Consider the following 23,232-nt stretch of genomic DNA (forward strand, 5'->3'; position numbering starts at 1 on the left):
CATCCGTTACGCCCGAAGTCGCAGACGTTGCAGCCAGGACGAAGTGGCGCCCAAGGCGTCACGCAATTGTTGGGCAGTGATGGTGCGTTCTGCCGGGTTGAAGCTCAGCGCGGTTCGCAGCGCTTGCCAGCCGTGCTGGGGTAGATTCGCTGGGGCGCGCAGTTCGCGCTCCAGGTGCTCGTCGCGGGCCTGGGTCGAGGGCAAGCGGCGGAACGGGTGTTTGCCGCCCGCCAGTTCATAGATCACGCAGGCCACGCCGTACACGTCCGCGCTGGCCGACAACGGTTGGCCCTCAAGCAGTTCGGGGGCGGCGTAGCCCGGGGTCCAGGCGTTGAAGCGCTCGCGGCTCAGGTGCGGCAGACCGGGCAAGGTGCCCTCTTCTGCCTGCCCCAGACCGAAGTCGAACAGGCGCAGGCCGTCTTCGCTGAGCATGACGTTGCTCGGTTTCAGATCACCGTGCAGCACGCCGCGACGGTGGGCGTAGGCCAGCGTGTCGAGCAGCGGCAGGACGATGTCGCGCAGTTCTTTCCACGGTAGGCCGAGGGGCCGTTCGCAGAGCAATTTGTCCAGGGTCAGGCCACGCATGTATTCCATGGTGATGAAGGCCCGCTGGCAGTCGGTGTCGACTTCAAAGGTGTGCGCACGCACGACATTGTCGTGGCGCAGGCGTCGGGTCAGGGCGAACTCGCTGTAGAGCAAGGCACTGGCATCCGGCGATTCGGCAAATTCTTCGCTGAGGATTTTCAGCGCAATGTAAGGGTCGGGATCGCCGAACTGCTCATGCAGCAGATCCCGCGCCCGGTAAACAGCGCCCATGCCACCGGCCCCGAGCAGACGCTCGAGGTGGTAGCGACCGGCGAGTACATCCGGCAGCGCACCGATGCTGGCCTTGGTCGGCGCCAGCAACGGTTCGGCCTGGTTGCCCTTGGCGAAGGCGAAGTAGGTCAGGTTGTTGGCCTGTTCTTCGCTGATCAGCAGGTCATCGATGGGCGATTCGAGTTCACTCATTGGCGGATCACCACGGCAGTCAGGTTGTCGCGAGCGGCGCCCCGCAGAGCGCCGTCGAACAAACGTTCCAGCGCCACGTGCGGCGCGCTGAGGCTGAGGGCGTTGCCGAGGGCATCGCTGCTCAGGCCCTGATACAAACCATCGCTGCAGAGCAAAAACACATCGCCCGGGTAGACCTCGAGTTCAAGCACATCCGGGGTCAGTGTGTCGGCGGCGCCGACGGCTCGGGTGAGTGCCTGAGCCGCTGGGTGCGCTGCCGCCTGTTCGACGCTCATTTGCTGCTCGTCGATCAGCTGCTGTTGCAGCGAATGGTCCTTGGACAGCTGATACAGCCGCTGCCCGCGCCACATGTAGCAACGACTGTCGCCGGCCCAGATGCAGGCCGCGCGATTGCCTTCCACCAGCAGCGCGACGACGGTGCTGCCCATGATGCTGTCGTGGCGTCCGGCGGTGACGGTCAACTCCTGCCCCAAGCGCCGGTTCAGCCAGTGCAGGCACTGGCGGATGGCTTTGAGGCGTTCGTCGAAGTCCTCGTGTTGCGGCAACTCAGCCAGGCTGGCAACGATCAACTGGCTGGCGATGTCGCCACCCTGATGACCGCCCATGCCGTCCGCGACCACCCACAGCCCATGCTGCGGCGAGTCGAGGAAGGCATCTTCGTTGCGCGCCCGCACCTTGCCCGGGTCGGTACGCGCCGCGCTGCGCCAGGGACTGGCCACCAGCATCAGAGCTGCACCGGCATACGGAAGGTGCGCAGCACGCCCATGTCGAACGGGTTCGGCGTGCGCTGGCTGGTCAGCAGGTAGTTGGCGCGCAGGCCGCCCACGTCGGCTTTCAGTACCAGCACGTCGCGACCGTTCAGGTACTCGGTCTGCATCAGGTCGAACAGACGGAACAGCGACCATGGGCCGGAGTTCTTCTCGATCCCGATCGGACGCCCGGCCATCTTGTCCATGACCAGGCTGGTGCGACCGTCTTCAGCATCGGTCGGCCACTTGAAGGTCATTGGCAGGATCGGGCCGTGACGGTATTCCATGGTCTTGTCACCGAACTTGAATTCGGAGCGGCTGACCGCCGGATCGAGGGTGTAGGGCTCAAGCTTGAACTGCACGGTCGGCTCGGCCGGGTTGATCGAGAAGAAGCTCTGGCGAATGGTCTGCGCCGCCGCCATCTGATCGAGGTAGACCTTCGATACCGGCAGGCTGTGACCGTCGACGCTGCGCATGCGGTAGTTGCCCGGATCGCCGCTGACGAATGGACGCATATAGCTGTCGAAGAAGCGGTCGACGGTACCTTGCGCACGGAAGAACTCACGGAAATCGCTGATCGCCACGTCGCTGGTGCTGCTGGCGCTGAACGGATAGCGCTTGCTGATGGTCTTGCCATACACGCTGTACAGCTCGTTCTGATAACGGCCGTTCAGGTATTGATAGGCATCGTTGAGCACCAGACGCCACGAGTCCTCGGCCAGCACGTTGAACCACACGCTGAGCGGACGCGGCAGACGACCGGAGGCATTGCGCAGGTTGGTCAGCGCATCACGCTGGCCGCTCATGCGCGTCTTGGCCATCTCGAATGCGGCTTGCTCCGGCGTGCTGGAACGGGCCAGGCCGGCCAGTTGCAGTTGCAGGTCGTTGAGCGCGCTGAACGCCGGCGTCAGGTCAGCGCCCGGGCCGTTGTTGTCATCGAGCAGACGATGCAGCGGTTCGAAGCGGCGTTGCAGGGATTTCTTCGCGGTATCCGGCAGGTTCTTCGCCACGTTCAGCGCCGAAGCCTTGTCGGCGGCAGCGGCGGCGAGTTTGCCGACCTTGCCCAGTTTGCCTTTCTGCCCGGCCAGCGCATCAGCAGCCTCGCCGGCTTCATCGACCGGATCAGCAGCGGCTTCGAAGCGGGTGTTTTCACGTACTTCGGTGAGCAGCGCGAGTACCGGCGAGTTGGCCGACGTCAGGCCCGCCAGTTGCTCGGCGCCTTCGCCAGCGTCGCTGATTGGTGGCAGTGCGACCTGGCCAACGGCTTCGCTCCAGTAGTTGGCGTAGTCGCGGAAGTACAGCTGCTCAAGCTCGACCATCAGGCGACGCAAGTCCATGTCGCTGATGCCCGCGCCTTCGCCCAGTACCCAGTTGTCACGCAGGATATCGGTGACCAGCGCCGCGCCCTGCACCGAGAAATACTGCTGATAACCCTGCTGGGTGTAGAAACCCGGGATCACGTATTCAGTGCCGATGAACAGCGAGCCTTGTGGGCCGAGGTGTTGGCTGAAGCGATAGTCCGGCAGGTTGCGCGCCTGCTCGCGGAGCATGCGGTAAACCACGTTGGCCAACGATTCGCTGCGCAGGACCTGACGCGCTTGGGTGACCAGTTGATCGTTCAGCGGGTAGATGAACGGCTGCTTGAGCAAACGCTCGAGGTGCGTGTTCAGACCGTTCTGCACCGCGGTGTTACCGGTGTAGCGCTGCGACCAGTCAGTGGCGACCCAGTCCTTGAGCCACGCCGCGTCGCGACGATCCTTCATGTTCAACATCAGGTACGCGCGCAGGCTGTTGAGCAGGCGATCGCGGTCCTTCATGTTGGCGCGGATCTGGCCTTCGAGCATGGTCGCGACCCGTGGCAGCAACTGCGCTTCCAGCTCACGCTCGTAGGCGGTTTTCACCACCGGGTTGATCTCTTCGCCCTGATACAGGCCGCCACGCTCGTGGTACGAGACGTCGCCCTTGCTCGGGAACACCTGAGTCGCGGCGTAGCTGGTGTCGAGGACTTTCAGCACACCCATGGCGTCATCGCGCGGCGTCACGGCCGAGCGTTGCTGAGTCCAGTTCTGCGCCAGCGTGCGCAGGTTTTCCAGACGCTCGTAGTTGGCCGAGAAACCACCGGCCCAGAGCATGCCGAACAGTGCCAGTGCCGCCAGAGCGCCGACGTACAGCGCACGCTGGCCCCAATGAATGCGGCTGCGCTCGCGCTTGTCCAGACCGGCCAGATCGGCCTCGGGGAAAATCACCTGGCTGAGCAAGTGGTGGATGAATCGCGAACGACCGCTGCGCAGAGTCGGCAGCACACCGGCGTTCATGCCCAGGCTGGCGCCGATGCCGGCGGTGGTCGAATCCATTTCCTGGGTCAGGTGCGGCGCGCTGGTCAGGTAGAAGCCGCGCAGTTGCGTGGCGCGCTGATAGCGGTTGCCGGTGAACGCCATGTCGACGAACAGGCACAGGCGCTCGCCGATCTGCCCGAGCTGATGCGGGAAGTCGAGGATGCGGCCACGGCGCTGAGTGTCGCGCTCGGAGTGCATGCGCATGATCACTTGGCTGTTCAGGCGGCGCAGCAGCTCTTCGAACTCGTTGCGCAGGACCGTGACGTCGGTGCCAACCTGATCCTTGCGGAAACTGGTGCCGAGCACCTGATCGCTTTCTTCGCGGGTCAGTTGATCGAAGAACTCGTCGAAGCCGAGCAGCTTGTCAGCCTTGCTCAGGACCAAATACACCGGCACGTCGACGTGCAGTTTCTGATGCACATCCTGCAGACGGCTGCGCACCTGGCGTGCGAGGGTTTCGATGTCCTGCTCGCTGCCGCCGGTCAGGGTTTCCACCGGAATGGTCACCAGCACGCCGTTCAACGGACGACCGCGACGACGCTTGCGCAGCAGCTCCAGCAGTGTTGTCCAGGCGTTGCCGTCGACTTCGGCGTCCGGTTGAGTGGTGTAACGCCCGGCGGTGTCGATCAGTACACCGTGATCGGCGAAATACCAGTCGCAATGACGGGTGCCGAGGGTGTCGCGGGTCAGCTTGCGGTCGATCTTGTTGATCGGGAATTCCAGACCGGAGAAGTCCAGCAGGCTGGTTTTGCCCGAGGCCTGCGGACCGATCAGCAGGTACCACGGCAAGTCACTGCGCCAGCGCTCGCTGCGACCGCGATACAGGCTCGACGTCTTCAGGGTTTTCAGCGCGTCCTTGAAACGCGCCTTCAACTCTTTCTGTTCTTCGTCGATCAGCTCTTCGCGGCGAATGCGGTCCTGACCGTCCTCGCTTTCCTCCTCGGCTTTCTTGCGGATACCGGCGCGCCAGCTGACGAAGACCATGGTCAGGCCCCAGATCAGGAACAGCACGCTGATGGTCAGCAGGCGCGAGGTCGCGCTTTCCCAGAACTTGTAATCATCGACCGCCAACAACGGGCCGACGAACCACACCAGCAGCGCCACGAACAGCACCAGCAGCAGAGTCCAGACCCAGGTCTGGCGCAGGAAGGCGCCGACTTTCTTGAAAAACTTTTTCATCACACGTCCCTGTTTTACGGCTGCGCCTGCGGTTGCACCGCGGCTGGATCAAGCGGCTGATAAGGATGCAGAACGGTGTCGCGTTGTTCGCTCAGGACCCAGGCGAAGCCCGAATACATCACCACCAGACAGACCAGAGTAAAGAGCACCACCATCCACGCCGGCACGATGCGCACCAGGTTGCGGCGCTGATCGTTGAGACCTTCCCAGTGCGGCGACAACTCGCGCGGCACGTCGCCGCGCAACTGACGGATCTGCCGGTACAAGGCGTCGCGGATGCCTTCAAGCTCAAGCATGCCGCGCGCCTGCACGCGGTACTTGCCCTCGAAACCGAGGGACAGGCACAGGTACATCAGTTCGAGCATCGGCAGGTGCTTGACCGGGTTTTTCGACAGCCGATCGAGCAGCTGGAAAAACTTCTCGCCGCCGAAGGTTTCGTTGTGGAAGCTGCTCAGCAGGCTCATCTGCGACCACTCGCTTTCGTTGCCCCACGGCGTGGTCACGACGGCTTCGTCGACCACGGTGCAGAGCACGTAACGCGCGGCCATTACCTGGCTGCTTTCGGCGCCGTTGTGCAGGGCGCGTACTTCAAACAATTTCAGCCCGGCGGTCAGACGCTCATTGAGAGCGTACAGATCTTCACGGGTTTCGCTGTGCTTGAGGCGCACCACTTCCGAGAGCAGGTCGGACGAAGCGGCGACCAGCGAGTTGAGGCTGATGTTGAACGCCTCCGCCGGACGCAGGCGCGCGGCGTAGATCATGCGTTCTTCCAGTTGCTCGAAACGCGGCGGCGCGGCGAAGTCGGTCAGCGGACTCGATGCCGGTCCGTGGCCCTGACGGTCGAGCAGGACGGTTTTGTCGTCCTGGTTGTAATCCGTTTCCTTGATCATGTCGGTCAGTTCCTGATGGCCCAGAATTTCAGTTCAAGCTCGGCGAATTCGCCGGACACGTGGAACGCGAAACCGCCGGAGCGCTCGAGTTGTGCCAGGTCTTCGGAACTGAGTTCGAGGATGAAATAGGTTTTGTTCGAATGGAACGCGATCTGCCGTGGGGCCACCGGCAACGGTTTGACCTTGATCCCCGGCAAGTGCAGGTTGACCAGTTGGCGGATGCGCTCCACCGGGCCGACCTTGAGGTGCTGCGGCAAGCGCTGACGCAGTTCTTCGGAGTCGCAGTTGGCACTGGCTGCCAGCACGAACGAGGCCGAGCCGAGCAGTTTGTGATCGTGCAACGGCGAGACGATGATGCCGTACTGACGCGCCTGCAGGATCAGTTCGATGGCGTGCTGTTCGAGCACCATCGACAGCACTTGGCGGATCGCTTCCATCAGTTTGCGAAAGCTCGCGCCCTGATCGGCGTGGGAATAGCGGCTGTCCAGACGCGGGCGTTTGCTCTCGCCGGAGAAGGTCGCCAGATCGCCGAGCATGGTCAGCAGCGTGCGGTACAACTCTTCCGGATGCACCTGCTCCAGACCCAGATAGTGACGCAGCAGCAGTTCGGTGCGGTTGATCAGTTGCAACATCATGAAGTCGCCGACTTCAGCGCCGCCGACCTTGCCGTTGGAGCGAATCCGCTCGGCGATGGTGTCGCCACGGTGGCTGAGCATGCTGATGACTTCTTTCAGGCACGACAGCAGATAACTCGAGGCGTGGGCCTGAATGTAGGTCGGGACGAAATCCGGATCGAGGCTGATCACGCCGTCGGGCGTGGTGTCGAGCACGTCGCAGATTTTCAGCTTCACGTAGGCCTGATCGCTCTGCTGCTCGCCGAGCAACAGTTTGAAATCCGGACGACCGCAGCTGACCTGACTGGCGGAATCATCGCCGGCGTTGGAGTCGGCGACTTCGGCGTCATACGCGGTGTAGCGCGCGAGCACGTCGGATTGCTCCGGGCGCCGGGCCTCGATGTGGTTGCCGGTGACCAGCGGCAGCGCCAGATAGATCGGCGTGTTGCCGGTGTTCGGCGGCACGTCCAGCGCCAGTGGCTCAGTGTTGCCACCGAGTTCGAACAGGCTGCCGTCCGGCAGAATCCCCGAGGCTTCACTGATCACCAGTTTGCCCATGTTGAGGAACTGCAAGTCGATTTCCAGATTGAGAAAACCCCAGGTGTAGCCACCGAGCAATTGCGTGCGGGTTTTCATCTGGTGATCGTAGTAACGATCGTTGTGCTGGAAGTGCTGCGGTCGCAGCAGCATGCCTTCCTGCCAAATGACTTTATGGGTGTTCATGATCAGTCATCCGCCTTGGCGAGCACTTGTTGGGTGTTGCGGATACCGGCCTGATCGAGGGTCAGATCAGCCTCGGTGAGTTCCAGCGGAGTGATCTGCACGGTGTGGCGCCACTGGGTATCCGGCAGGTCGCGATAGGCGGCGAGGATGCCCACGTAACGGCTGCCCTCCTCCACGCTGAGTTTCAGTTCCACTGTTTCACCCGGGCGCAGTTCGAGTTCTTCGCTGGCCACCAGATCCGGGTTGAGGGATTCCTTGGCGCGTTCGTAGAGGCTGAAGAAGTCAGCGTTCTCGAAGGTCACCGGGTGCTTGAGTTCGAACAGGCGCACGACGATCGGCGACGGCCGCCCGTTGAGGTCCGGATTGAGCTGATCGCTGCCGGTCAGCTTGAGGTTGATCTTGGTCACTTTCGAGTACGGCGACAGCGACGAGCAACCAGCGAGCAGCACCAGCACGGTGAGCGCAGTCAGCGCCTTGAGAAAAGCGGTCGAGCGGCGAGACATGCGCATCATCCTTGGTGGTCGGTGTGGAGGGTGGAGATCAGGCGGATCTGTTCTTCGTAGGCCTGGGCGAAGTCGCGGGCCAGCAGACGCTCGCTCCAGTCATCGTCCTGACGCAGTGCCTGGTGATAGCGGCCGAACGCTCTCCAGCGCCCACCCGACGTGGCGATCAACGGCTTGCTGTCGCGCTCGAAACGCAGGGTCAGTTGCTCCGGCGAGAAGTGCTCCAGGGTGCCACGCACAGCGGCGCGACTGGCGGTTAGCAGAGCCACTTGGTGCGCCTGCAAATCACGGAATGCGCGGGAGATCGCCTGCTCGGCCGGCAGGTGCCCGGGCTTGCTTGGCTGCAACAGAATCTGTAGCGCTTCGCTCGGGTCGACGGCGAATTTCAGCGGGTTCTTGTTGGTGCCTTGCACGGTGGTCTGGGCCAAACGCAGCTCGTTTTTCAGCTCGGAGCGGGTGCGCAGGCTCTGCTGCAAACCGCCGATGCTCTGGCGCAGCAGGCGCGCAGCGTTCAGCGCCAGCGCTTCACGTTCGTCGTGGCTGAGGCCTTTGACGTCGACGCCCAGCGCCGCGCCGAAGTGTTCCCAGAAACCTTCGCTCTGACGCTCGACGGCTTTCGGCGCAGGCGCCGGCTCAGGTTCGACCGGGGCGGCAATCAGCTCGGGGACCATCAGGCTTTCCATATCGATGCGCGCGTAGTCGGCACGCTGACGGGAGTCTTCCGGCTTGGCGGTCGGCGACAGCAGTTCGTCGATTTCCGAGTACACGCGCTCTTGCTGTTCGAGGGCATTGAGCGGGTCGAGGTCGAGGAACGCGTCATCCGGAATGATGCTGCCAGCGGCGCGCGGACGGCCGACTTCGCCGTCGAAGGTCGCCGGGTCACGAACCAGCCGCGCGCGGATCTCGAAGTCGCCGAGAATGTAGGTGCTGCCGTGCTCGATGCGCACCGGCTCGCCCTTGTGCAGGCGCGCGCCGCTGCTGCCGTCCTGGACACCGTTGCTGCTGGTGTCGGTGAGGAAGAACGAGCCCTCGCGGTAGCTGACAATCGCGTGATGATTGGACAGGTGCCGCTTGCGGTCAGGGATGATCCAGTCGCAGTCCTCGCCGCGCCCGATCACGCCGCCGGCCTGCTTGAAGGTCCGCTGGCACAGCTCGGTGGGCACGAACTGCTTGGTGTTCAGCATTTCGAAAACCAATTCCATGTTTGATGCTCCTTGCGGTCACTTGCCGCGATTGACCGCTTGCGGATCACCCAACGGGCGATAGTCGTTGTCGTTGAATTTGTAATTGCCGCTACAGCCGCCAAGGCCGCATAGAACGACGAGGGTCAGCAGGACAGCGTGCCAGTGACGAACAGACATCAGAGGGTCTCCAGGTGTAGACAAAGCACAAAGCGCCGACCCTTGCGGGCGGCGCTGAAATAAGTTTTTGAGGTGGGCTCGAAGCCTCTAGATCGGGGCCTTGAGCCATAGCCTGGAGGTACGGCGACCTCCCGTGGCGAGGGGACTTGTCCCCGTTGGGGTGCGCAGCGCCCCCATAACCTGCCAGCGCGATTTCTCAGTGAAACCGTATGTACCGGACTGCGACTGCTGCGCAGCCGAACGGGGATAAATCCCCTCGCCACAGGGTATGTGTTGGGTTCGAAGAAGTGCTGTAGCTCAACCATCAAAGTCACCCAAATTGATATTCAGGCGCCCGAGGCGGTACAGCAGCGTGCGCCGTGGCAGGCCCAGCTCGCGGGCCGCGAGGGTCTGGTTGCCGTCGTTCTTGCGCAGACAATCGAGGAGCAATGTGCGCTCGACTTGCTCCAGGCGTTCGCGCAGATTCAGGCCGCTGTTGTCTTCGGGCATCGGTTCCAGGCGCAGGGAAAAATGCTCGGCGAGCAACTCGCCACCCTCGCAGAGCAACACCGCGCGCTCGACCAGCGCCTTGAGTTCGCGAACGTTGCCGGGGAAGGTGTAACCGCACAGATGCTCCAGCGCCGAATCCGACCAGCGCACCGGATCACGCTGCAGAAAGGTGCAGGTCTTCTCGGCGAAATGCCGGGCCAGATCGAGGATGTCGCCTTCGCGCTGACGCAGGGCCGGCAGCTCGATCGGGAATTGTGCGAGGCGGTAGTACAAGTCCTCGCGGAACTTGCCTTCGCTGACCAGCGCCGCCAGATCACGGTGCGTCGCGGCGATGATGCGCACGTCGATCTTGTGCGTGTCGTTGGAACCCAGCGGACGAATCTCGCCTTCCTGCAACACACGCAGAATCTTCGCTTGCAGCGACAACGGCATGTCGCCGATTTCATCGAGCAGCAACGTGCCGCCATTGGCCGCGTCGAACAGCCCTGCGCGATCTCGATCGGCGCCGGTGAAGGCGCCTTTGCGGTAGCCGAACAGTTCGCTTTCCAGCAGGTTTTCCGGAAACGCCGCGCAGTTCTGCACGATGAACGCCTGGGAGCGACGCGGGCCGCAATCGTGGATCGCCCGCGCCACCACCTCCTTGCCGGTGCCGGTCTCGCCACGCAACAGCACAGTGTACGGGCTGTGAAGAATCTTGCTGATCAGCGAATAGGTCTGGCGCATCGCCGCGCTTTTGCCGATCAGGCCGTAGCCGCTGATGCTCGGCACGCTGCGTGTGGCGGTGGCCGATTCGGCGGCTGGCTGACGCAGGCGTTGCAGCAGATGCAGTTGGCCGAGCACGAACGAGCCGAGCTGGCCGAGGGAGTCGGCGAAACCCTGCAAGTCAGTGCGACGACGACTGGCACACAGCAACAAGCCCTCGACCGACTTGTGCTGATTGACCAGCGGCACGCACAACAGCGACTGCCACGGCGTGCTCGCCGCCGGTAGAAAACTGGTTTCGTGCAGGCTGCCGGTCAGGTCGTCGAGGCACACCACGCGGTTCTGGCACAGGGCGAATTGCAGCAGTTGCTCGCCGTTGTAATCCGCTGGCAGGCTCGCCGCCTGACGCGGTTGCAGCGCACCGTCGAGGCACTCGGCGTTCATCCCCAGGCAAGTGTGGGTGGCATCGAGCAGATACAGCTGCGTCAATTCACAGCCGCTCAGCTCGGCCAGGCCACGGACGAATTCACCCAGCAGCGCAGCACTGTCCGCCGCGCGCGAAAGACTGGCGAACTGCGCCAGCAACGCTTCGGCATAGACCAGTGGCTGCGGCACTTGAGTGAACATCACGCCCACCTCAGACGAACTCGCAGGTCACGCTGGAATTGCCGTCGAGCGTGGCATGCACACGCTTGAGGCTCTCGCCGGTCGCCATCGCGTCGAGCAGACGGTCGGCCACCAGCGGCAGTACGTGTTGATCGAGCAGATGATCGATCAGGCGCGCGCCGCTTTCGCTTTGCGTGCAGCGCTCGGACAGGTGATCGACGAGGTTCTGGCACCAGCTGAACTCCAACTGACGACGGTTCAGGCGCTCGCCGAGACGGCCGAGTTTGATCTCGATCAGCTCGCGCAGCACCGGGCCGCCCACCGGGTAGTACGGCACCACTTTCATCCGCGCCAGCAGCGCCGGTTTGAAGTGTTTGCTGAGTACCGGGCGAATGGTTTCTTCGAGCACTTCGGCGGTCGGCCGCGCGCCGTCTTCGCAGAGTTCGCTGATCTTGTCGCTACCGAGGTTCGAGGTCATGAGGATCAACGTGTTGCGGAAGTCGATCTCGCGACCTTCGCCATCGTTGGCCACGCCTTTGTCGAAGATTTGGTAGAACAGGTTGAGCACGTCCGGATCAGCCTTCTCGACTTCATCGAGCAACACCACCGAATACGGCTTCTGACGCACGGCTTCGGTGAGCATGCCGCCCTCGCCGTAACCGACGTAGCCCGGTGGCGCACCAATCAGACGCGAGACGGTGTGCTTTTCCTGGAACTCGGACATGTTGATGGTGGTGATGAAGCGGTCGCCGCCGTACAGCAGGTCCGCCAGTGCCAGCGCGGTTTCGGTCTTGCCGACGCCGCTCGGGCCGACCAGCAGGAACACACCGACCGGTGCATCAGGCTTGTTCAGACCGGCAGCGGTCGCGCGCATCGAGCGATCCAGCGCGTGCACGGCTTGTTCCTGACCACGGATGCGCGTGCGCAGATCGGTGGCGAAACTGGCGACCTTGGCGTTGTGCTCGCGGGCCAGTTGGGCCAACGGCACGCCGGTCCAGGCGCTGATCACTTCGGCAACCAGACGCGGGCAGACTTCGAAGCTGACCAGGCGTTCTTTGACTTGCGCGGCAGTCAACGCGGCGTGGGTTTCATGCAATTGGGCTTCCAGCGCTTCGACGCTCTGGCCTTCTTCGACTTCGGCGACCACAGTTTCAATCACGGTGCCTTCGGCGTCTTCTTCCACGCTGACGGTCGGCTCAACAGCTGCAGCCTCGCGGGCCTTGGCCAGTTGCTGACGCAGTTCCAGCAGACGCTCGGCGAGCTCTTTCTGCTCAGTCCACAGGGTCTCGAGCGCAACCATCTCGCTTTCGGCTTCGTCCAGCCGCGCTTCCAGCGCCTCCAGCGCTTCGTGGTCGATCAGCAGACCGGCCTCGGCATCGCGGCGCAGGGCCTGACGCTGGCGGCCGCCTTCAGCCAGTTCGCCACGCAGGCGCTCGAGGCTTTCCGGGGCCGCAGCGAGGCTGATGCGCACGCGGGCGCACGCGGTGTCGAGGACGTCTACAGCCTTGTCCGGCAGTTGCCGACCGGCCAGGTAACGCGCGGACAATTCAGCAGCGGACACCACCGCGTCATCGCGCAGGTAGATGCCGTGGCTCTTCTCGTAGACCTGAGCCAGACCACGCAGAATGGTCACCGCTTCGCTGACAGTCGGTTCGTGCAGTTGCACGGGCTGGAAGCGACGCGCCAGCGCCGGGTCTTTCTCGAAGTATTTCTTGTACTCGGCCCAGGTGGTGGCAGCGATGGTGCGCAGTTCGCCACGGGCCAGTGCCGGTTTCAGCAGGTTGGCCGCGTCGGAACCGCCGGCATTGCCGCCCGCGCCGATCAGGGTGTGAGCTTCGTCGATGAACAGAATGATCGGTTTTGGCGAGGCTTTGACCTCATCAATCACGCCTTTCAAACGACGCTCGAATTCACCTTTGACGCTGGCGCCGGCCTGCAACAGGCCCATGTCCAGCGAGAGTAATTCAACGCCTTTGAGCACCTGCGGCACTTCACCAGCAGCGATGCGCGAGGCGAGGCCTTCGACGATGGCGGTCTTACCGACACCGGCCTCACCGACGACGATCGGGTTGTTCTTGCGCCGACGGGCAAGGATGTCGACCATCTGGCGGATCGCGCCATCGCGGCAGAGCACCGGGTCGAGTTTGCCGTCGCGGGCCTGTTGGGTCAGGTTGTGGGTGAAGCGCTGCAACAGCGATTCGCCCTGTGCGGCCGGTTTGCCGTTGGCCGCCGGTTGCTCCTGTTGCGACAGGGCAAATTCTTTCAGGCGATCAATGTTCAGTTTGGCAAGCAGCGGTTGATAGCGGCTGCCGGCATAACGCATCGGGTTGCGCAGCAACGCCAGGATCAGCGCCGCGTCTTCGACCTGGGTCTGGCCCAGTTCGAGGTTGGCCACCAGCAGTGCGTCTTGCAGCCATTGCACCAGTTCCGGGGCGAACACCGGGTTGCGCGAAGCACTGTGCTCGACCCGCGACTGCAATGCAGCGGTCAGTTCACCGGCGTCGACGTCAGCATCTTGCAGCGCGCGCGACAGCAAGCCGTTCGGGCGCTCGAGCAAGCCCAGCAGCAAGTCTTCGACGAGGATCTTGCTGCCGCCACGGGCGACGCAACGCTCGGCCGAACGTTCCAGATCACGACGGGTTTCGGCGTCCAGCGCCTGGATGAGTTGTTGCAGGTCTACGTTGATCATGGCTCACGTCCTTAATGAATTTTGCTGCCCAGGGTCACCACGCCGTCCGCTTTTTCGCGGCCCAGCCAACTGGTCCAACCGAGGCGACAGGCGTTCTGCTCACCGATGCGCAGTTCGCGGATTTCTTCCTGGCGCAGGACCAGGCGGATGTCGTAATCGAGCGGGTCACGCAAGGTGAACCGCACCAGCGCGCAGAGCGGCTGGTAGCCGAAACCGATCGGCAGGAATTCATGGAATCGCTGCCAGTCGAGTTCGGTGATGTGGATGCGGAATTTGCCGCTGCGATCGCGCACGTGCTCGCCCAGCACCAGGTCTTCGCCGAGTACGCTGTTGGCGCGACCCAAACGATTGCGCTGCTCGTCGAGAATTTCCACGCGGCGCTCGATGCACTGCTCGATGACCAGGTCTTCGTGCTTGAAGTAGTAACGCAGCACGGCTTCGATCAGCGCCGCCGAGTGCGCCCGCAAACTGAGCAGGCCGAGGTACGGCAGCAGGCGTTTCCAGTTGAGTTCCTTGGCCTTGCGGATCTCGTCGCCGCCCAGGCCGATCAGCGCAAAGAGTTGCGCCGAGAACGGGTCGATCGCACCGCTCTGGAAGCTCGCGCGGTAGCGGTACTTGCGCCAGATCGGCAGCATCAGTCGTTGCAGGCGATGGTGGAACAGGTCGAGGAAATTGCGCGTCGGGTTGCCGTCCTCGCTGTCGCCCAGGGCTTGTTCGCCATAGAACGCTGGCAGTGGCGAACCGGAGCCGACCAGGCCGATCAGGTTGAAGCGCATGCGCGCGCGCATCTTGCCGTGCTCTTCGAAAAACTCGACGCGATCGACGTCGCTGCGCGGAAAGCCCAGGCTCGGGTTGGCCTGGAACTCGACCTGGTCGTACAGATCGTCTTCGCTCAGATGCGGGTGTGCCTCGCGCAGCCGGTCGATCACCAGCAGCACGGCCTGAAACAGCGAGTACTCGCGTATTACCTTGGTCAGCCCGCTTAAAGCAGGGGCTGCAGGCCCATACGTGGTGTCCATTGGTACACCTCTCCCTGTGTGCTTTTTACCCGCAGCTCATGGAATGAATTGAGACTGGCGTAAAGCGCGAAAAACTCGTTGAGAACCGAAGCGAAGACGAACAGGTCGCCTTCGCCGATATAGCCTTCCGGGTCGATGGTCAGTTCGGTGCGCAAGCCGCGTACCGGCAGACCGCGATGCAGTCGGTCGACGTGGTGATGCTTGATGTGCTTGAGGCCGCCCAGCAGGCGCTTGCTGACCTTCTCCGCGTGCTGGTCGTAGTAGCGCGGCAGGTCGTAGGTTTCCAGAATCACCTTCAACGCATTGACGTCCGCCAGCGACAGATAGTTAAGCGACATGTTGCTGATCAGCTTCCACAGGAAGTCACGGTTCAGCGGCGGCGCGAAGCTCGGAGTGGCCGGGGTGATGTTGCGGAAACTGAGGAATTCCGGGGTCTGCTCGCTGGCCATGCAGATGTCGCCGAGCTTGAGCTTTTTCGGCAGGTTCTGGTTGGTGCACATCAGCTCGATCGACAGGGTTTCGTGGGCTTCGGTGTGGCGGATGCCGAAGCTCAGGTAAGTGTCGAGGCCGTCATGCAGCAAAGACGAACGCTGGCGAATGCTGTAATGCGGACGGCTGTTGGGCACGTCGAAACTCGGGTCGTGCTCGAAGGACTCGAACGGCACGTATTCCTGATAACCGAGACCGCCGGGCTTCCAGCCAGTGACGGTTTCCACCGAGAACACACCGCAGTTTTCCAGGTCGTATTCCGCCGGTAGCAACAGGTACTCGTCCTGCTTGCCATCGAGACGGATCGGCAGCGCGTCGTGCTCGAACAGATTGACGATCGGCGTGCAGAACAGCTTCACGTTATCGAGGGTCGGGCGCATACGCATGATGCCGCTCTTGCGGATGTCGAAGCGCAGTTCGAGACCACGCATCTGCTTGAGCGTGTCTTCCGGCAGCGCCTTGAGAATGTCCAGACCGTTGACGTCGACGAACAGGAACTTGTCCTGGAAGGCGAAATATTCCTGCAGGTAGCGATAGCCACGGAAGGTGTTCAGCGGATACGGAATCAACGCTTCTTCTTCGGCAAAGCCCACCGGTTTGACCCGATCACCGGGAATCTTGAACGCCATCGGCTTGCCGCTGACGCCATCAATCGGCTTGCCGGCGGCGTCGAGCGGAATCAGCTCGATGCCGTCGAGGTTGCGCAGCAGGCTCAGATAAAGCATCTGGCTGATGTAGCGCTCGCCGGCAAAGTGCAGGCGCAATTTGCTCAGCTCCAGTTCGCCGAGGTGGCCGTCAGCGCTCATCTCGAGGCGCAGGCTGAGCAGCGAGCCATCGCCCTTCACCGAGTAATTCAGCGCAGCCAGATCCAGCGGCAAGACTTCGGTCGGATAGCAGGTGCGGAAGCGGCAGCGCACGTCTTCTATCGGCTTGCTCTCGATCGGCGTATCGCGCTCAACCAGCAGCGCCGGGCCGGAACGCTTGAGCGGATCAAACTGCAGAATGCTGAACGCCGGCAGCGGGCGCATGTAGTTCGGCCACAGCAGCTGCATCAGCGAATGGCTGAGCTCCGGCAGTTCGTCATCGAGCTTCTGCCGCAGGCGCCCGGTGAGGAATGCAAAGCCTTCCAGCAACCGCTCCACATCCGGATCCCGCCCGGCCTGCCCCAGATACGGCGCCAGCGCCGGACTACGCTCGGCGAAACGGCGACCGAGCTGGCGCAGTGCGGTGAGTTCGCTTTGGTAGTAGTGGTTAAAGGACACGGGGTACCTGCCTGGTAATGGAGCTCATGGAATTACCGACCTGTGAATTACGTTCAACGCCCGACTTGGTCATTGGATTGCACCTGCAGGCCGACTTGGCTGAATGCGACCTGTGATGTTTCGCAAAGCCCAGCGCAACTCGATGACTTGAGTGGTGAGGATCGCCAGCAACGTGACGCAACCTTGGGCCACGCCGTAGAACAGGGCTCTGAACGGGTTGTCGGGTAGCATCCAGAGCAGGATGAAGCCCACCATCAGAAAAAGGATGACCAGCTTGGCAACCAGATTTGGAGTCAGCGCAACGATCAGATTGACGCCCAGAAAAATGTAAAACAGTGAGTAAGTCGCAATTCCGATGGCGACGCCATGGGAGGTAAATCCGCCGTTAAAAAGCTTGTAAGCATGCACAACCGCGTAATTCAAGAATGCATAAGCCACGCATCCGAGGGCGTGGGTTAATAAACATAGGTCGAGACGGACGTAGCTATTCATACTGCTATCAGTTTTCCAGAATCTCGTAGGGTGTATTACTGATGAAAATATTCAGCCAGCTTTCTTCCCATTGCGGCATGGAAATTACAAAAGCCTTATCTTTCTTTTCGAAGGAGATCCAAGTAATTCCAACCTCAGCATCATCTTCAAATGTACGCATATCCAATGACTGAGTATCATACAACGGGGTTCGATATACCTTTTCTGGCTCTTTTGAATCGATAACTCTTAAATACGCCATGCCACCAAGCATGAAGATCCTGCCGACACGTACATTCTCAATTGTGTAGCGGCCCGAGGGACTAGCTGTAGTTGTACTTGCAGGATAATCCAGCATTGCGTTCAAGCAATAAACGAGCAACGCAATAAACACCAAGAGCAAACTGATAGGCACTAGCCTTTTCTTTTTTAAGCGTAGTCATTTTTTCGCCACACCCAGTTCGACAGCGGATTGTACACGAGTAAAAATGCGCATCATTTATTCCAAACACTAATAACTGTCGCGGGAACGTTTTGATATTGAACATCAGACAAAACCTGGAAATCACCGCCTTTTTTAAATTCCATCCGATATTTTACAAAGTGAGAATTTGTAATATAGAAATAACGCGAGCTCTCTATTTCCCTAAACATCGCCTGAGAATCTTCCGCACTGATATAGGGGTTTGAAGCGATGTCTGACTTCATCTGCGCTGCACCGGTATTTGCGGTGGCCGCATAGGCAGGGTTGGCTATACCATCAAAGTTCCAGAACCCCAATGGCTGACTGAAATTGTCATCCGGTGAGTCATTGAAGTCATACGCGTCCTCAGCATAAAACCCAATTCGCTCCACAAACAGCTGAATGCTATCTACGGAAATCACCAGTTTTCCTTCTGGAAATACGCGGACATTAAAGTTTGCCAGCGCAGCTCGCAACTCATCAGTCTTGTCTATCAGGCCAAATTTAACTGCTCGACTATTGCTGTATCCAAACTCTTCAACCTTCCTGGCGCTCGCAAACTTAAAAGGATAGACACCCGGCGCCGAGCCAAGATACTTATCTTTAATCTTCTTGCTTATATTATTACGACCTGCAGTATTATCCCAAGCAGACTTAAGCTCTTCAATGACAGCTTTCGCAGGTTCAAACTGCATCAACCAGTCCATTTTTACGATAGTGTCATTCACGTAGGCGATGTCAGCAAGAGCAATATGGTCTTTGACCTCTTTACTCATCGCACCATCGGCGGTTGGCCATGGCGCGCCATCAAACCAGTGGCGCATAAGCTTCGCAGCAACTGGCCATTTCATCTTATCCATCGCATCAGGTATATCTGTGATTTTGAATTGACGGACAGCTGCAGACTTACCAGTTTGGTTACTGGCCGGCGTCAGACTTGATGCTATTTTCGTATCCGCCATAACAAAATCCTTTTATCCAATTACGACTTCAGATTGCTGTTCAATAGTCAACTCATAGGACTCCGCTATAGAGGACGAGATTTTTTGCGTCTTCCCGTCGGCTCCCGTGACCCCACTGATAACTTTCCCCGAGGCTGTTTTGAAGCTGTATGCCACTCCCGCCAGTGGCTTCCCAGAGTCCTGACAATTGATCACGTAGTGCTCGTTGAACGGCCATTTGATCTCCACCGGCAACGGCGGCACAAACGGTGCCGGCGTATGCGAATTGCCAATAATCACCGTGCCGGATCCAGCCGTAACCTTGTTGCCATGGGTCCCCACCGAATCAACCGTCGCGGCAGGCTTGCCGTTGATCAACACAGTGGTCGCCAAACCGCCCGACATCGCACCACCACACGCCGACGCATCGCCTTGGCGGGCGGCCGCGAGGCCGTCGAAGAATACGTCGCCGGAACCGGCGGCGATCGGGTTGGTGCCGTGGCCGGGGAGCGGGCAAGCGGTGGGGTCGGATACGCGTGCTGCGGGTTTGCCAGACATCGGGGATCTCCTTAGGTGACCTTGACTTGACCGCTGCCATCCAGGCGCGCGGAAAACCTGACCTGGCGCTTGAACCCTTCAACTTCCAGCAGGCCTTCGATACTGAAGGCCAGGCGCAGTTGATCGTGGTCACGCGGCAGGGAAATGACACGCACATTGCTCAGGCGTGGCTCGTAGGCTTCGATGAAGTTTTCGATAGCCAGACGTGCCTGACTCAGGGAGTCGTGCAGGCTCAGGCGCATGTCATTGAGATCGGGCAACCCGTAGTCGGCCAGCGTTTGCACGCTGCCGGCCCGGGTGCTGAGCATTTTGGCCAGATGGGCAGCCACTGACGCCATGGCACAAGCCTCAAGGCTGTTGCCCTTGCGTAGTTGTGCGTCGCCGTTGAGGCGTTCGAACAGGCTGCCGTATCCGTCCATGAGTCGCTCTTACTCTTTGTCCAGCTTGCCAACCAGCGACAGGGTGAAATCGGCACCCATGTACTTGAAGTGCGGACGCACGTTCAAGCTCACGCGGTACCAGCCCGGCTCGCCTTCAACGTCGCTGACGATCACTTGCGCAGCGCGCAGCGGACGACGGCCACGCACTTCGGCGCTCGGGTTTTCCTGGTCGGCAACGTACTGACGGATCCACTTGTTCAGTTCCAGCTCGAGGTCGGTACGCTCTTTCCACGAACCGAGTTGCTCGCGCTGCAGCACTTTCAAGTAGTGAGCCAGACGGTTGACGATCATCATGTACGGCAGTTGGGTGCCGAGCTTGTAGTTCAGCTCTGCGGCCTTGCCTTCTGCGCTGATGCCGAAGAACTTCGGCTTCTGTACCGAGCTGGCGGAGAAGAACGCCGCGTTGTCGGAGCCTTTACGCATGGTCAGGGAGATGAAGCCTTCCTCGGCCAGTTCGTATTCACGACGGTCGGAAACCAATACTTCGGTAGGGATCTTGGTTTCGATTTCGCCCATGCTTTCGAAATGGTGCAGAGGCAGGTCTTCAACCGCGCCACCGCTCTGCGGGCCGATGATGTTCGGGCACCAGCGGAATTTGGCGAAGCTGTCGGTCAGTTTGGTGCCGAACGCGTAAGCGGTGTTGCCCCACAGGTAGTGCTCATGGCTGTTGGCAACGGTTTCCTTGTACACGAACGATTTCACCGGGTTTTCTTCCGGATCGTACGGGTTACGCAGCAGGAAACGCGGCACGGTCAGGCCAACGTAGCGCGAGTCTTCCGAGGTACGGAAGCTCTGCCATTTGGCGAATTGCGGGCCTTCGAAGTGGTCTTTCAGATCTTTCAGATCCGGCAGGCCGGTGAAGCTTTCCAGACCGAAGAATTTCGGCCCGGCGGCAGCGATGAACGGCGCGTGGGACATGCACGAAACGCTGGCCACGTACTGCATCAGCTTGACGTCTGGCGAGCTTGGCGACATGTAGTAGTTGGCGATGATCGCGCCCACTGGCTGACCACCGAACTGGCCGTATTCAGCGGTGTAGATGTGCTTGTACAGGCCCGACTGCATGACTTCCGGCGAATCTTCGAAATCGTCCAGCAGGTCTTCTTTGGAGACGTTGAGGATTTCGATCTTGATGTTTTCGCGGAAGTTGGTGCGATCGACCAGCAACTGCAGACCACGCCACGACGATTCCAGCGCCTGGAAATCCGGGTGGTGCAGGATCTCGTCCATCTGACGGCTGAGCTTGGCATCGATCTCGGCGATCATGCGGTCAACCATGGCTTTCTTGACCGGCTCACCGTTGTTCTGCGGCTTGAGCAGCTCTTCGATGAACGCCGACACGCCACGCTTGGCGATGTCGTAGGCTTCGTCGTCCGGAGTCAGACGGGTTTCGGCGATGATGCTGTCGAGAATGCTGTATTCGCCGCTGGCGGCGCTCTTCTCTTGTGCTGCGCTAGTGCTCATTGTGTTGGCTTCCTTGGCTACTGGAGTCTCAGGCGTCCGGGGCTGCGGCGTTCAGGCCCAGCTCACCGAGTACGCGACCGCGGGATTCGTCGTCGGCGAGCACGCCTTCGATCGCTTTACGGAACGCAGGTGCGTTACCCAGCGGGCCTTTGAGGGCCACCAGCGCATCGCGCAGTTCCATCAGTTTTTTCAGCTCAGGCACTTGCTCGACCAGGCTGGCCGGGTTGAAGTCCTTCATCGAATTGACGCGCAATTGCACGGCCAGCTCTTCAGCCTCGCCATCTTCCTGCAGACGGTTCGGCACGCTCAGCGTCAGACCCAGCTCTTGCTTGGCCAACACTTCGTCGAAGGTCATCTTGTCGATGCTGATCGGCTTGCGATCTTCGATTTTGCGATCGTCCTTGCGGTGGGTGTAGTCACCGATTGCCAGCAGCTTCAGCGGCAGTTCAATCTCTTCCTGAGCTCCGCCGGTGGCGGGTTTGAAGGTGACGTTGATGCGTTCCTTGGGGGCTACCGAGCCTTCTTTGGCCATGGCTTTTCTCCTTGCGGTTGTGGCCCTGGGGCCTATTCGAGTACCACTTCGAGGTCGAGGTGGCACAGCCTGCGATAAATCTCTTCCTTGCTTTCACGTACGGCGTGGTTCTGCGGCAACAACTCGCAGCAACTGTGCAGCAGGTGCAGCACTTGCAATGCAAGATCGGGCTCCCAGGCGTGCAGGCCTGAGTCCTGTAATGTCTGATCGAGGGTTTCGAGCTGGTTCTTGGCCAGTTCGTATTTCTTGGCCAGGAAACACAGCCGCGCGAGGGTGAACTGCCAGAAGAAGCGTTCACGGCCACCGTGGGCCGATTGCAGACCCTGCTTGAGAATCTGCACGGCCGGCTTCAAGCCTTCCTTGCGCAGGATCGGCTGGACTTCCTCGAGGGCTTTTTCCCAGGCCGGCTGGGTTTCGACGTTCTCGCTTTCGACCTTGCGCGGCGCGCTGGCGCTTTGCAGGTGCGGCATGACATTGGCGGCGATCCACGCCCGGGTGGACGGATCGGCAAACGGCGCGCCGTCATGGAAGCGCAACTCGATGATGCCCGGCAGGCGCTGAATCAAAAGCGCGAAGTGGATTTCCACTTCGCGCATTGCCAGCTCGGCGTTGAGGTTCTGGAGACATTCCCAGACCATCCTCTGGCCATCGAACCAGAACGGCGCCTTCGCCAGGCTCGCCTCCAGTTCCACCAGCAGATCGGCGTATTTGCCCTGATCGAAACGGTCCTGATAGAGCTTGAGTTTTTCCAGCGGCAGACCGCGCAGCACGGTGATCTGCTCGGCGTTGCGCTCGGGCACTGCGTCGATGGTCATCCACAACAGCGTGCGATTGAGGCGCAGGGCACGCAGATCGGTAGCCTTCTGCTTGAGCCACCAGGCACACAACGGCCGGGCGCTGTCCTGCTGGGCGCGCAGGGCTTTGTGCGCATCCCGCTCGTTGTCGATCGGTGCGCCAGGAGTGAGCAGCTGGGTCGCGGCCTGCTTGACCTGCGCCACCGCCGCCCCCACCACGCCGGGTGCCGGCTGGTTGTCGGCGGCACGCTGGATCATGGTTTTCAGGCGGCGGGAGATCGGCAGCAGCAGTGGCGCGTCATCGCCCAGATGTTCAGTGCACGCGGCCTCAAGACCGGCCAGGTGCTCAGAGAGCTGCCGGAACATCGGCAACTGCTCTTTGATCGCAATGTTTTCGGTGATGACCTGCTCGAGACGCGGCACCAGCCAGCCGATCGCGGCGGCACGGGTGCGGGGTTTGAGCGGGTGTACGTCGGCCCAGTTGTTTTCCGACAGATGGTGCAGCAGACCGAGGCCGGCAAGCAGCCCGGGGAAGGATTCGCGCTGGTATAGCGACCACGTCAGCCAGGCGCCGACACGCAGATCCTTGGATTGGGTACGCAGCAGATTTTCGCTGTTTTCGCGGATTTTCAGCCAGTCGATCTGCCCGCTTTCGTGCATCGACGAAGCCTTGGCCAGCTCACTTTCCAGCGCCTCGAATTCGATCGAAAAACGAACGTCTTCGCCCGCGAAATTCTCTTTGGAAACAGAGACTTTTGCGAGTTCGAGGTAATGGGCGGAAAGTTTGCTTGAGTAGGACATCCATGGCCTTTATTAAGGATTACAGTCATGCGCGCGAATGGAGTTTCAGCAACGCGGGACAGTATCGAAGAGCAGTTCAGCGACTCATCCAATTGAGATGTGCTCTTTCAAGTGGGCGCATCGTAATCACTATGATGGCCACTAGCAAG

General features: G+C 60.8%; 20 protein-coding genes. All 20 read right to left on the reverse strand.

The genetic code is table 11. From position 1 onward, the window contains the following. Positions 1-6: 6 nt before the first annotated feature. Entirely contained in the window at positions 7-1,008 is a 1,002-nt protein-coding gene (locus AB4O12_RS20985) for a serine/threonine-protein kinase (RefSeq protein WP_460059668.1), read from the reverse strand. Continuing rightward, positions 1,005-1,733 (reverse strand): PP2C family protein-serine/threonine phosphatase, encoded by a 729-nt coding sequence (locus AB4O12_RS20990; protein WP_460059670.1) that lies wholly within the window; start codon positions 1,731-1,733, stop codon positions 1,005-1,007. The genes AB4O12_RS20985 and AB4O12_RS20990 overlap by 4 nt, the downstream gene beginning before the upstream one ends. Next, positions 1,733-5,272, reverse strand: a complete 3,540-nt coding sequence (gene tssM, locus AB4O12_RS20995; protein WP_016772512.1) for a type VI secretion system membrane subunit TssM — start codon at positions 5,270-5,272, stop codon at positions 1,733-1,735. The genes AB4O12_RS20990 and tssM overlap by 1 nt, the downstream gene beginning before the upstream one ends. 14 nt (positions 5,273-5,286) lie before the next feature. After that, positions 5,287-6,162, reverse strand: a complete 876-nt coding sequence (gene icmH / locus AB4O12_RS21000) for a type IVB secretion system protein IcmH/DotU (protein ID WP_016772511.1) — start codon at positions 6,160-6,162, stop codon at positions 5,287-5,289. Between the two features lie 5 nt (positions 6,163-6,167). Beyond that, on the reverse strand, positions 6,168-7,499 hold the full coding sequence (gene tssK, locus AB4O12_RS21005) for a type VI secretion system baseplate subunit TssK (RefSeq protein WP_016772510.1): 1,332 nt from the start codon (positions 7,497-7,499) through the stop codon (positions 6,168-6,170). A 2-nt stretch (positions 7,500-7,501) separates the two neighbouring features. Further along, the gene (gene tssJ, locus AB4O12_RS21010) at positions 7,502-8,002 is read right to left on the reverse strand and encodes a type VI secretion system lipoprotein TssJ (RefSeq protein ID WP_460059671.1); all 501 of its coding nucleotides are present in this window, start codon (positions 8,000-8,002) and stop codon (positions 7,502-7,504) included. A 5-nt stretch (positions 8,003-8,007) separates the two neighbouring features. Further along, on the reverse strand, positions 8,008-9,204 hold the full coding sequence (tagH, locus tag AB4O12_RS21015) for a type VI secretion system-associated FHA domain protein TagH (RefSeq protein WP_016772508.1): 1,197 nt from the start codon (positions 9,202-9,204) through the stop codon (positions 8,008-8,010). 18 nt (positions 9,205-9,222) lie between these two features. Continuing rightward, the gene (locus tag AB4O12_RS21020) at positions 9,223-9,363 is read right to left on the reverse strand and encodes a hypothetical protein (RefSeq protein WP_003229566.1); all 141 of its coding nucleotides are present in this window, start codon (positions 9,361-9,363) and stop codon (positions 9,223-9,225) included. A 297-nt stretch (positions 9,364-9,660) separates the two neighbouring features. Next, a complete protein-coding gene (locus AB4O12_RS21025) occupies positions 9,661-11,181 on the reverse strand; it encodes a sigma-54 interaction domain-containing protein (protein WP_056790872.1) in 1,521 nt (506 codons plus the stop codon). 10 nt (positions 11,182-11,191) lie between these two features. Beyond that, positions 11,192-13,849 carry a type VI secretion system ATPase TssH gene (gene tssH / locus AB4O12_RS21030; RefSeq protein ID WP_024014823.1) on the reverse strand — a complete coding sequence of 886 codons (2,658 nt, stop codon included), beginning with the start codon at positions 13,847-13,849 and terminating at the stop codon, positions 11,192-11,194. A gap of 11 nt (positions 13,850-13,860) precedes the next feature. Continuing rightward, complete coding sequence (tssG, locus tag AB4O12_RS21035; protein ID WP_056790879.1) at positions 13,861-14,868, reverse strand: type VI secretion system baseplate subunit TssG; 1,008 nt, start codon at positions 14,866-14,868, stop codon at positions 13,861-13,863. After that, positions 14,832-16,619, reverse strand: a complete 1,788-nt coding sequence (gene tssF / locus AB4O12_RS21040) for a type VI secretion system baseplate subunit TssF (protein WP_256807608.1) — start codon at positions 16,617-16,619, stop codon at positions 14,832-14,834. Before tssF ends, tssG begins: the two co-directional genes overlap by 37 nt. 69 nt (positions 16,620-16,688) lie before the next feature. Beyond that, complete coding sequence (locus tag AB4O12_RS21045) at positions 16,689-17,111, reverse strand: hypothetical protein (protein ID WP_256807601.1); 423 nt, start codon at positions 17,109-17,111, stop codon at positions 16,689-16,691. Positions 17,112-17,118: 7 nt separating this feature from the next. After that, positions 17,119-17,505 carry a hypothetical protein gene (locus tag AB4O12_RS21050; protein ID WP_042608088.1) on the reverse strand — a complete coding sequence of 129 codons (387 nt, stop codon included), beginning with the start codon at positions 17,503-17,505 and terminating at the stop codon, positions 17,119-17,121. Between the two features lie 80 nt (positions 17,506-17,585). Then, positions 17,586-18,515, reverse strand: coding sequence for a DUF6402 family protein (locus AB4O12_RS21055; RefSeq protein WP_460059672.1), 930 nt, complete (start codon positions 18,513-18,515; stop codon positions 17,586-17,588). 12 nt (positions 18,516-18,527) lie between these two features. Continuing rightward, positions 18,528-19,052, reverse strand: a complete 525-nt coding sequence (locus tag AB4O12_RS21060) for a PAAR domain-containing protein (protein WP_122087903.1) — start codon at positions 19,050-19,052, stop codon at positions 18,528-18,530. Positions 19,053-19,063: 11 nt separating this feature from the next. Beyond that, positions 19,064-19,471, reverse strand: coding sequence for a type VI secretion system baseplate subunit TssE (gene tssE / locus AB4O12_RS21065; protein ID WP_460059673.1), 408 nt, complete (start codon positions 19,469-19,471; stop codon positions 19,064-19,066). Positions 19,472-19,480: 9 nt separating this feature from the next. After that, a complete protein-coding gene (gene tssC, locus AB4O12_RS21070; RefSeq protein ID WP_016772499.1) occupies positions 19,481-20,956 on the reverse strand; it encodes a type VI secretion system contractile sheath large subunit in 1,476 nt (491 codons plus the stop codon). Positions 20,957-20,984: 28 nt separating this feature from the next. Then, a complete protein-coding gene (tssB, locus tag AB4O12_RS21075; RefSeq protein WP_016772498.1) occupies positions 20,985-21,488 on the reverse strand; it encodes a type VI secretion system contractile sheath small subunit in 504 nt (167 codons plus the stop codon). A gap of 32 nt (positions 21,489-21,520) precedes the next feature. Further along, a complete protein-coding gene (gene tssA / locus AB4O12_RS21080; RefSeq protein WP_041476610.1) occupies positions 21,521-23,083 on the reverse strand; it encodes a type VI secretion system protein TssA in 1,563 nt (520 codons plus the stop codon). Between the last annotated feature and the right edge of the window lie 149 nt (positions 23,084-23,232).

The organism is Pseudomonas sp. S2_A05 (assembly GCF_054668485.1).

Coding starts and splice junctions, on each gene's coding strand:
- AB4O12_RS20985 (WP_460059668.1), bottom strand. CDS start 1,008: ATGAGTGAACTCGAATCGCCCATCGATGACCTGCTGATCAGCGAAGAA.
- AB4O12_RS20990 (WP_460059670.1), bottom strand. CDS start 1,733: ATGCTGGTGGCCAGTCCCTGGCGCAGCGCGGCGCGTACCGACCCGGGC.
- tssM (WP_016772512.1), bottom strand. CDS start 5,272: ATGAAAAAGTTTTTCAAGAAAGTCGGCGCCTTCCTGCGCCAGACCTGG.
- icmH (WP_016772511.1), bottom strand. CDS start 6,162: ATGATCAAGGAAACGGATTACAACCAGGACGACAAAACCGTCCTGCTC.
- tssK (WP_016772510.1), bottom strand. CDS start 7,499: ATGAACACCCATAAAGTCATTTGGCAGGAAGGCATGCTGCTGCGACCG.
- tssJ (WP_460059671.1), bottom strand. CDS start 8,002: ATGTCTCGCCGCTCGACCGCTTTTCTCAAGGCGCTGACTGCGCTCACC.
- tagH (WP_016772508.1), bottom strand. CDS start 9,204: ATGGAATTGGTTTTCGAAATGCTGAACACCAAGCAGTTCGTGCCCACC.
- AB4O12_RS21020 (WP_003229566.1), bottom strand. CDS start 9,363: ATGTCTGTTCGTCACTGGCACGCTGTCCTGCTGACCCTCGTCGTTCTA.
- AB4O12_RS21025 (WP_056790872.1), bottom strand. CDS start 11,181: ATGTTCACTCAAGTGCCGCAGCCACTGGTCTATGCCGAAGCGTTGCTG.
- tssH (WP_024014823.1), bottom strand. CDS start 13,849: ATGATCAACGTAGACCTGCAACAACTCATCCAGGCGCTGGACGCCGAA.
- tssG (WP_056790879.1), bottom strand. CDS start 14,868: ATGGACACCACGTATGGGCCTGCAGCCCCTGCTTTAAGCGGGCTGACC.
- AB4O12_RS21045 (WP_256807601.1), bottom strand. CDS start 17,111: ATGAATAGCTACGTCCGTCTCGACCTATGTTTATTAACCCACGCCCTC.
- AB4O12_RS21055 (WP_460059672.1), bottom strand. CDS start 18,515: ATGGCGGATACGAAAATAGCATCAAGTCTGACGCCGGCCAGTAACCAA.
- AB4O12_RS21060 (WP_122087903.1), bottom strand. CDS start 19,052: ATGTCTGGCAAACCCGCAGCACGCGTATCCGACCCCACCGCTTGCCCG.
- tssE (WP_460059673.1), bottom strand. CDS start 19,471: ATGGACGGATACGGCAGCCTGTTCGAACGCCTCAACGGCGACGCACAA.
- tssC (WP_016772499.1), bottom strand. CDS start 20,956: ATGAGCACTAGCGCAGCACAAGAGAAGAGCGCCGCCAGCGGCGAATAC.
- tssB (WP_016772498.1), bottom strand. CDS start 21,488: ATGGCCAAAGAAGGCTCGGTAGCCCCCAAGGAACGCATCAACGTCACC.
- tssA (WP_041476610.1), bottom strand. CDS start 23,083: ATGTCCTACTCAAGCAAACTTTCCGCCCATTACCTCGAACTCGCAAAA.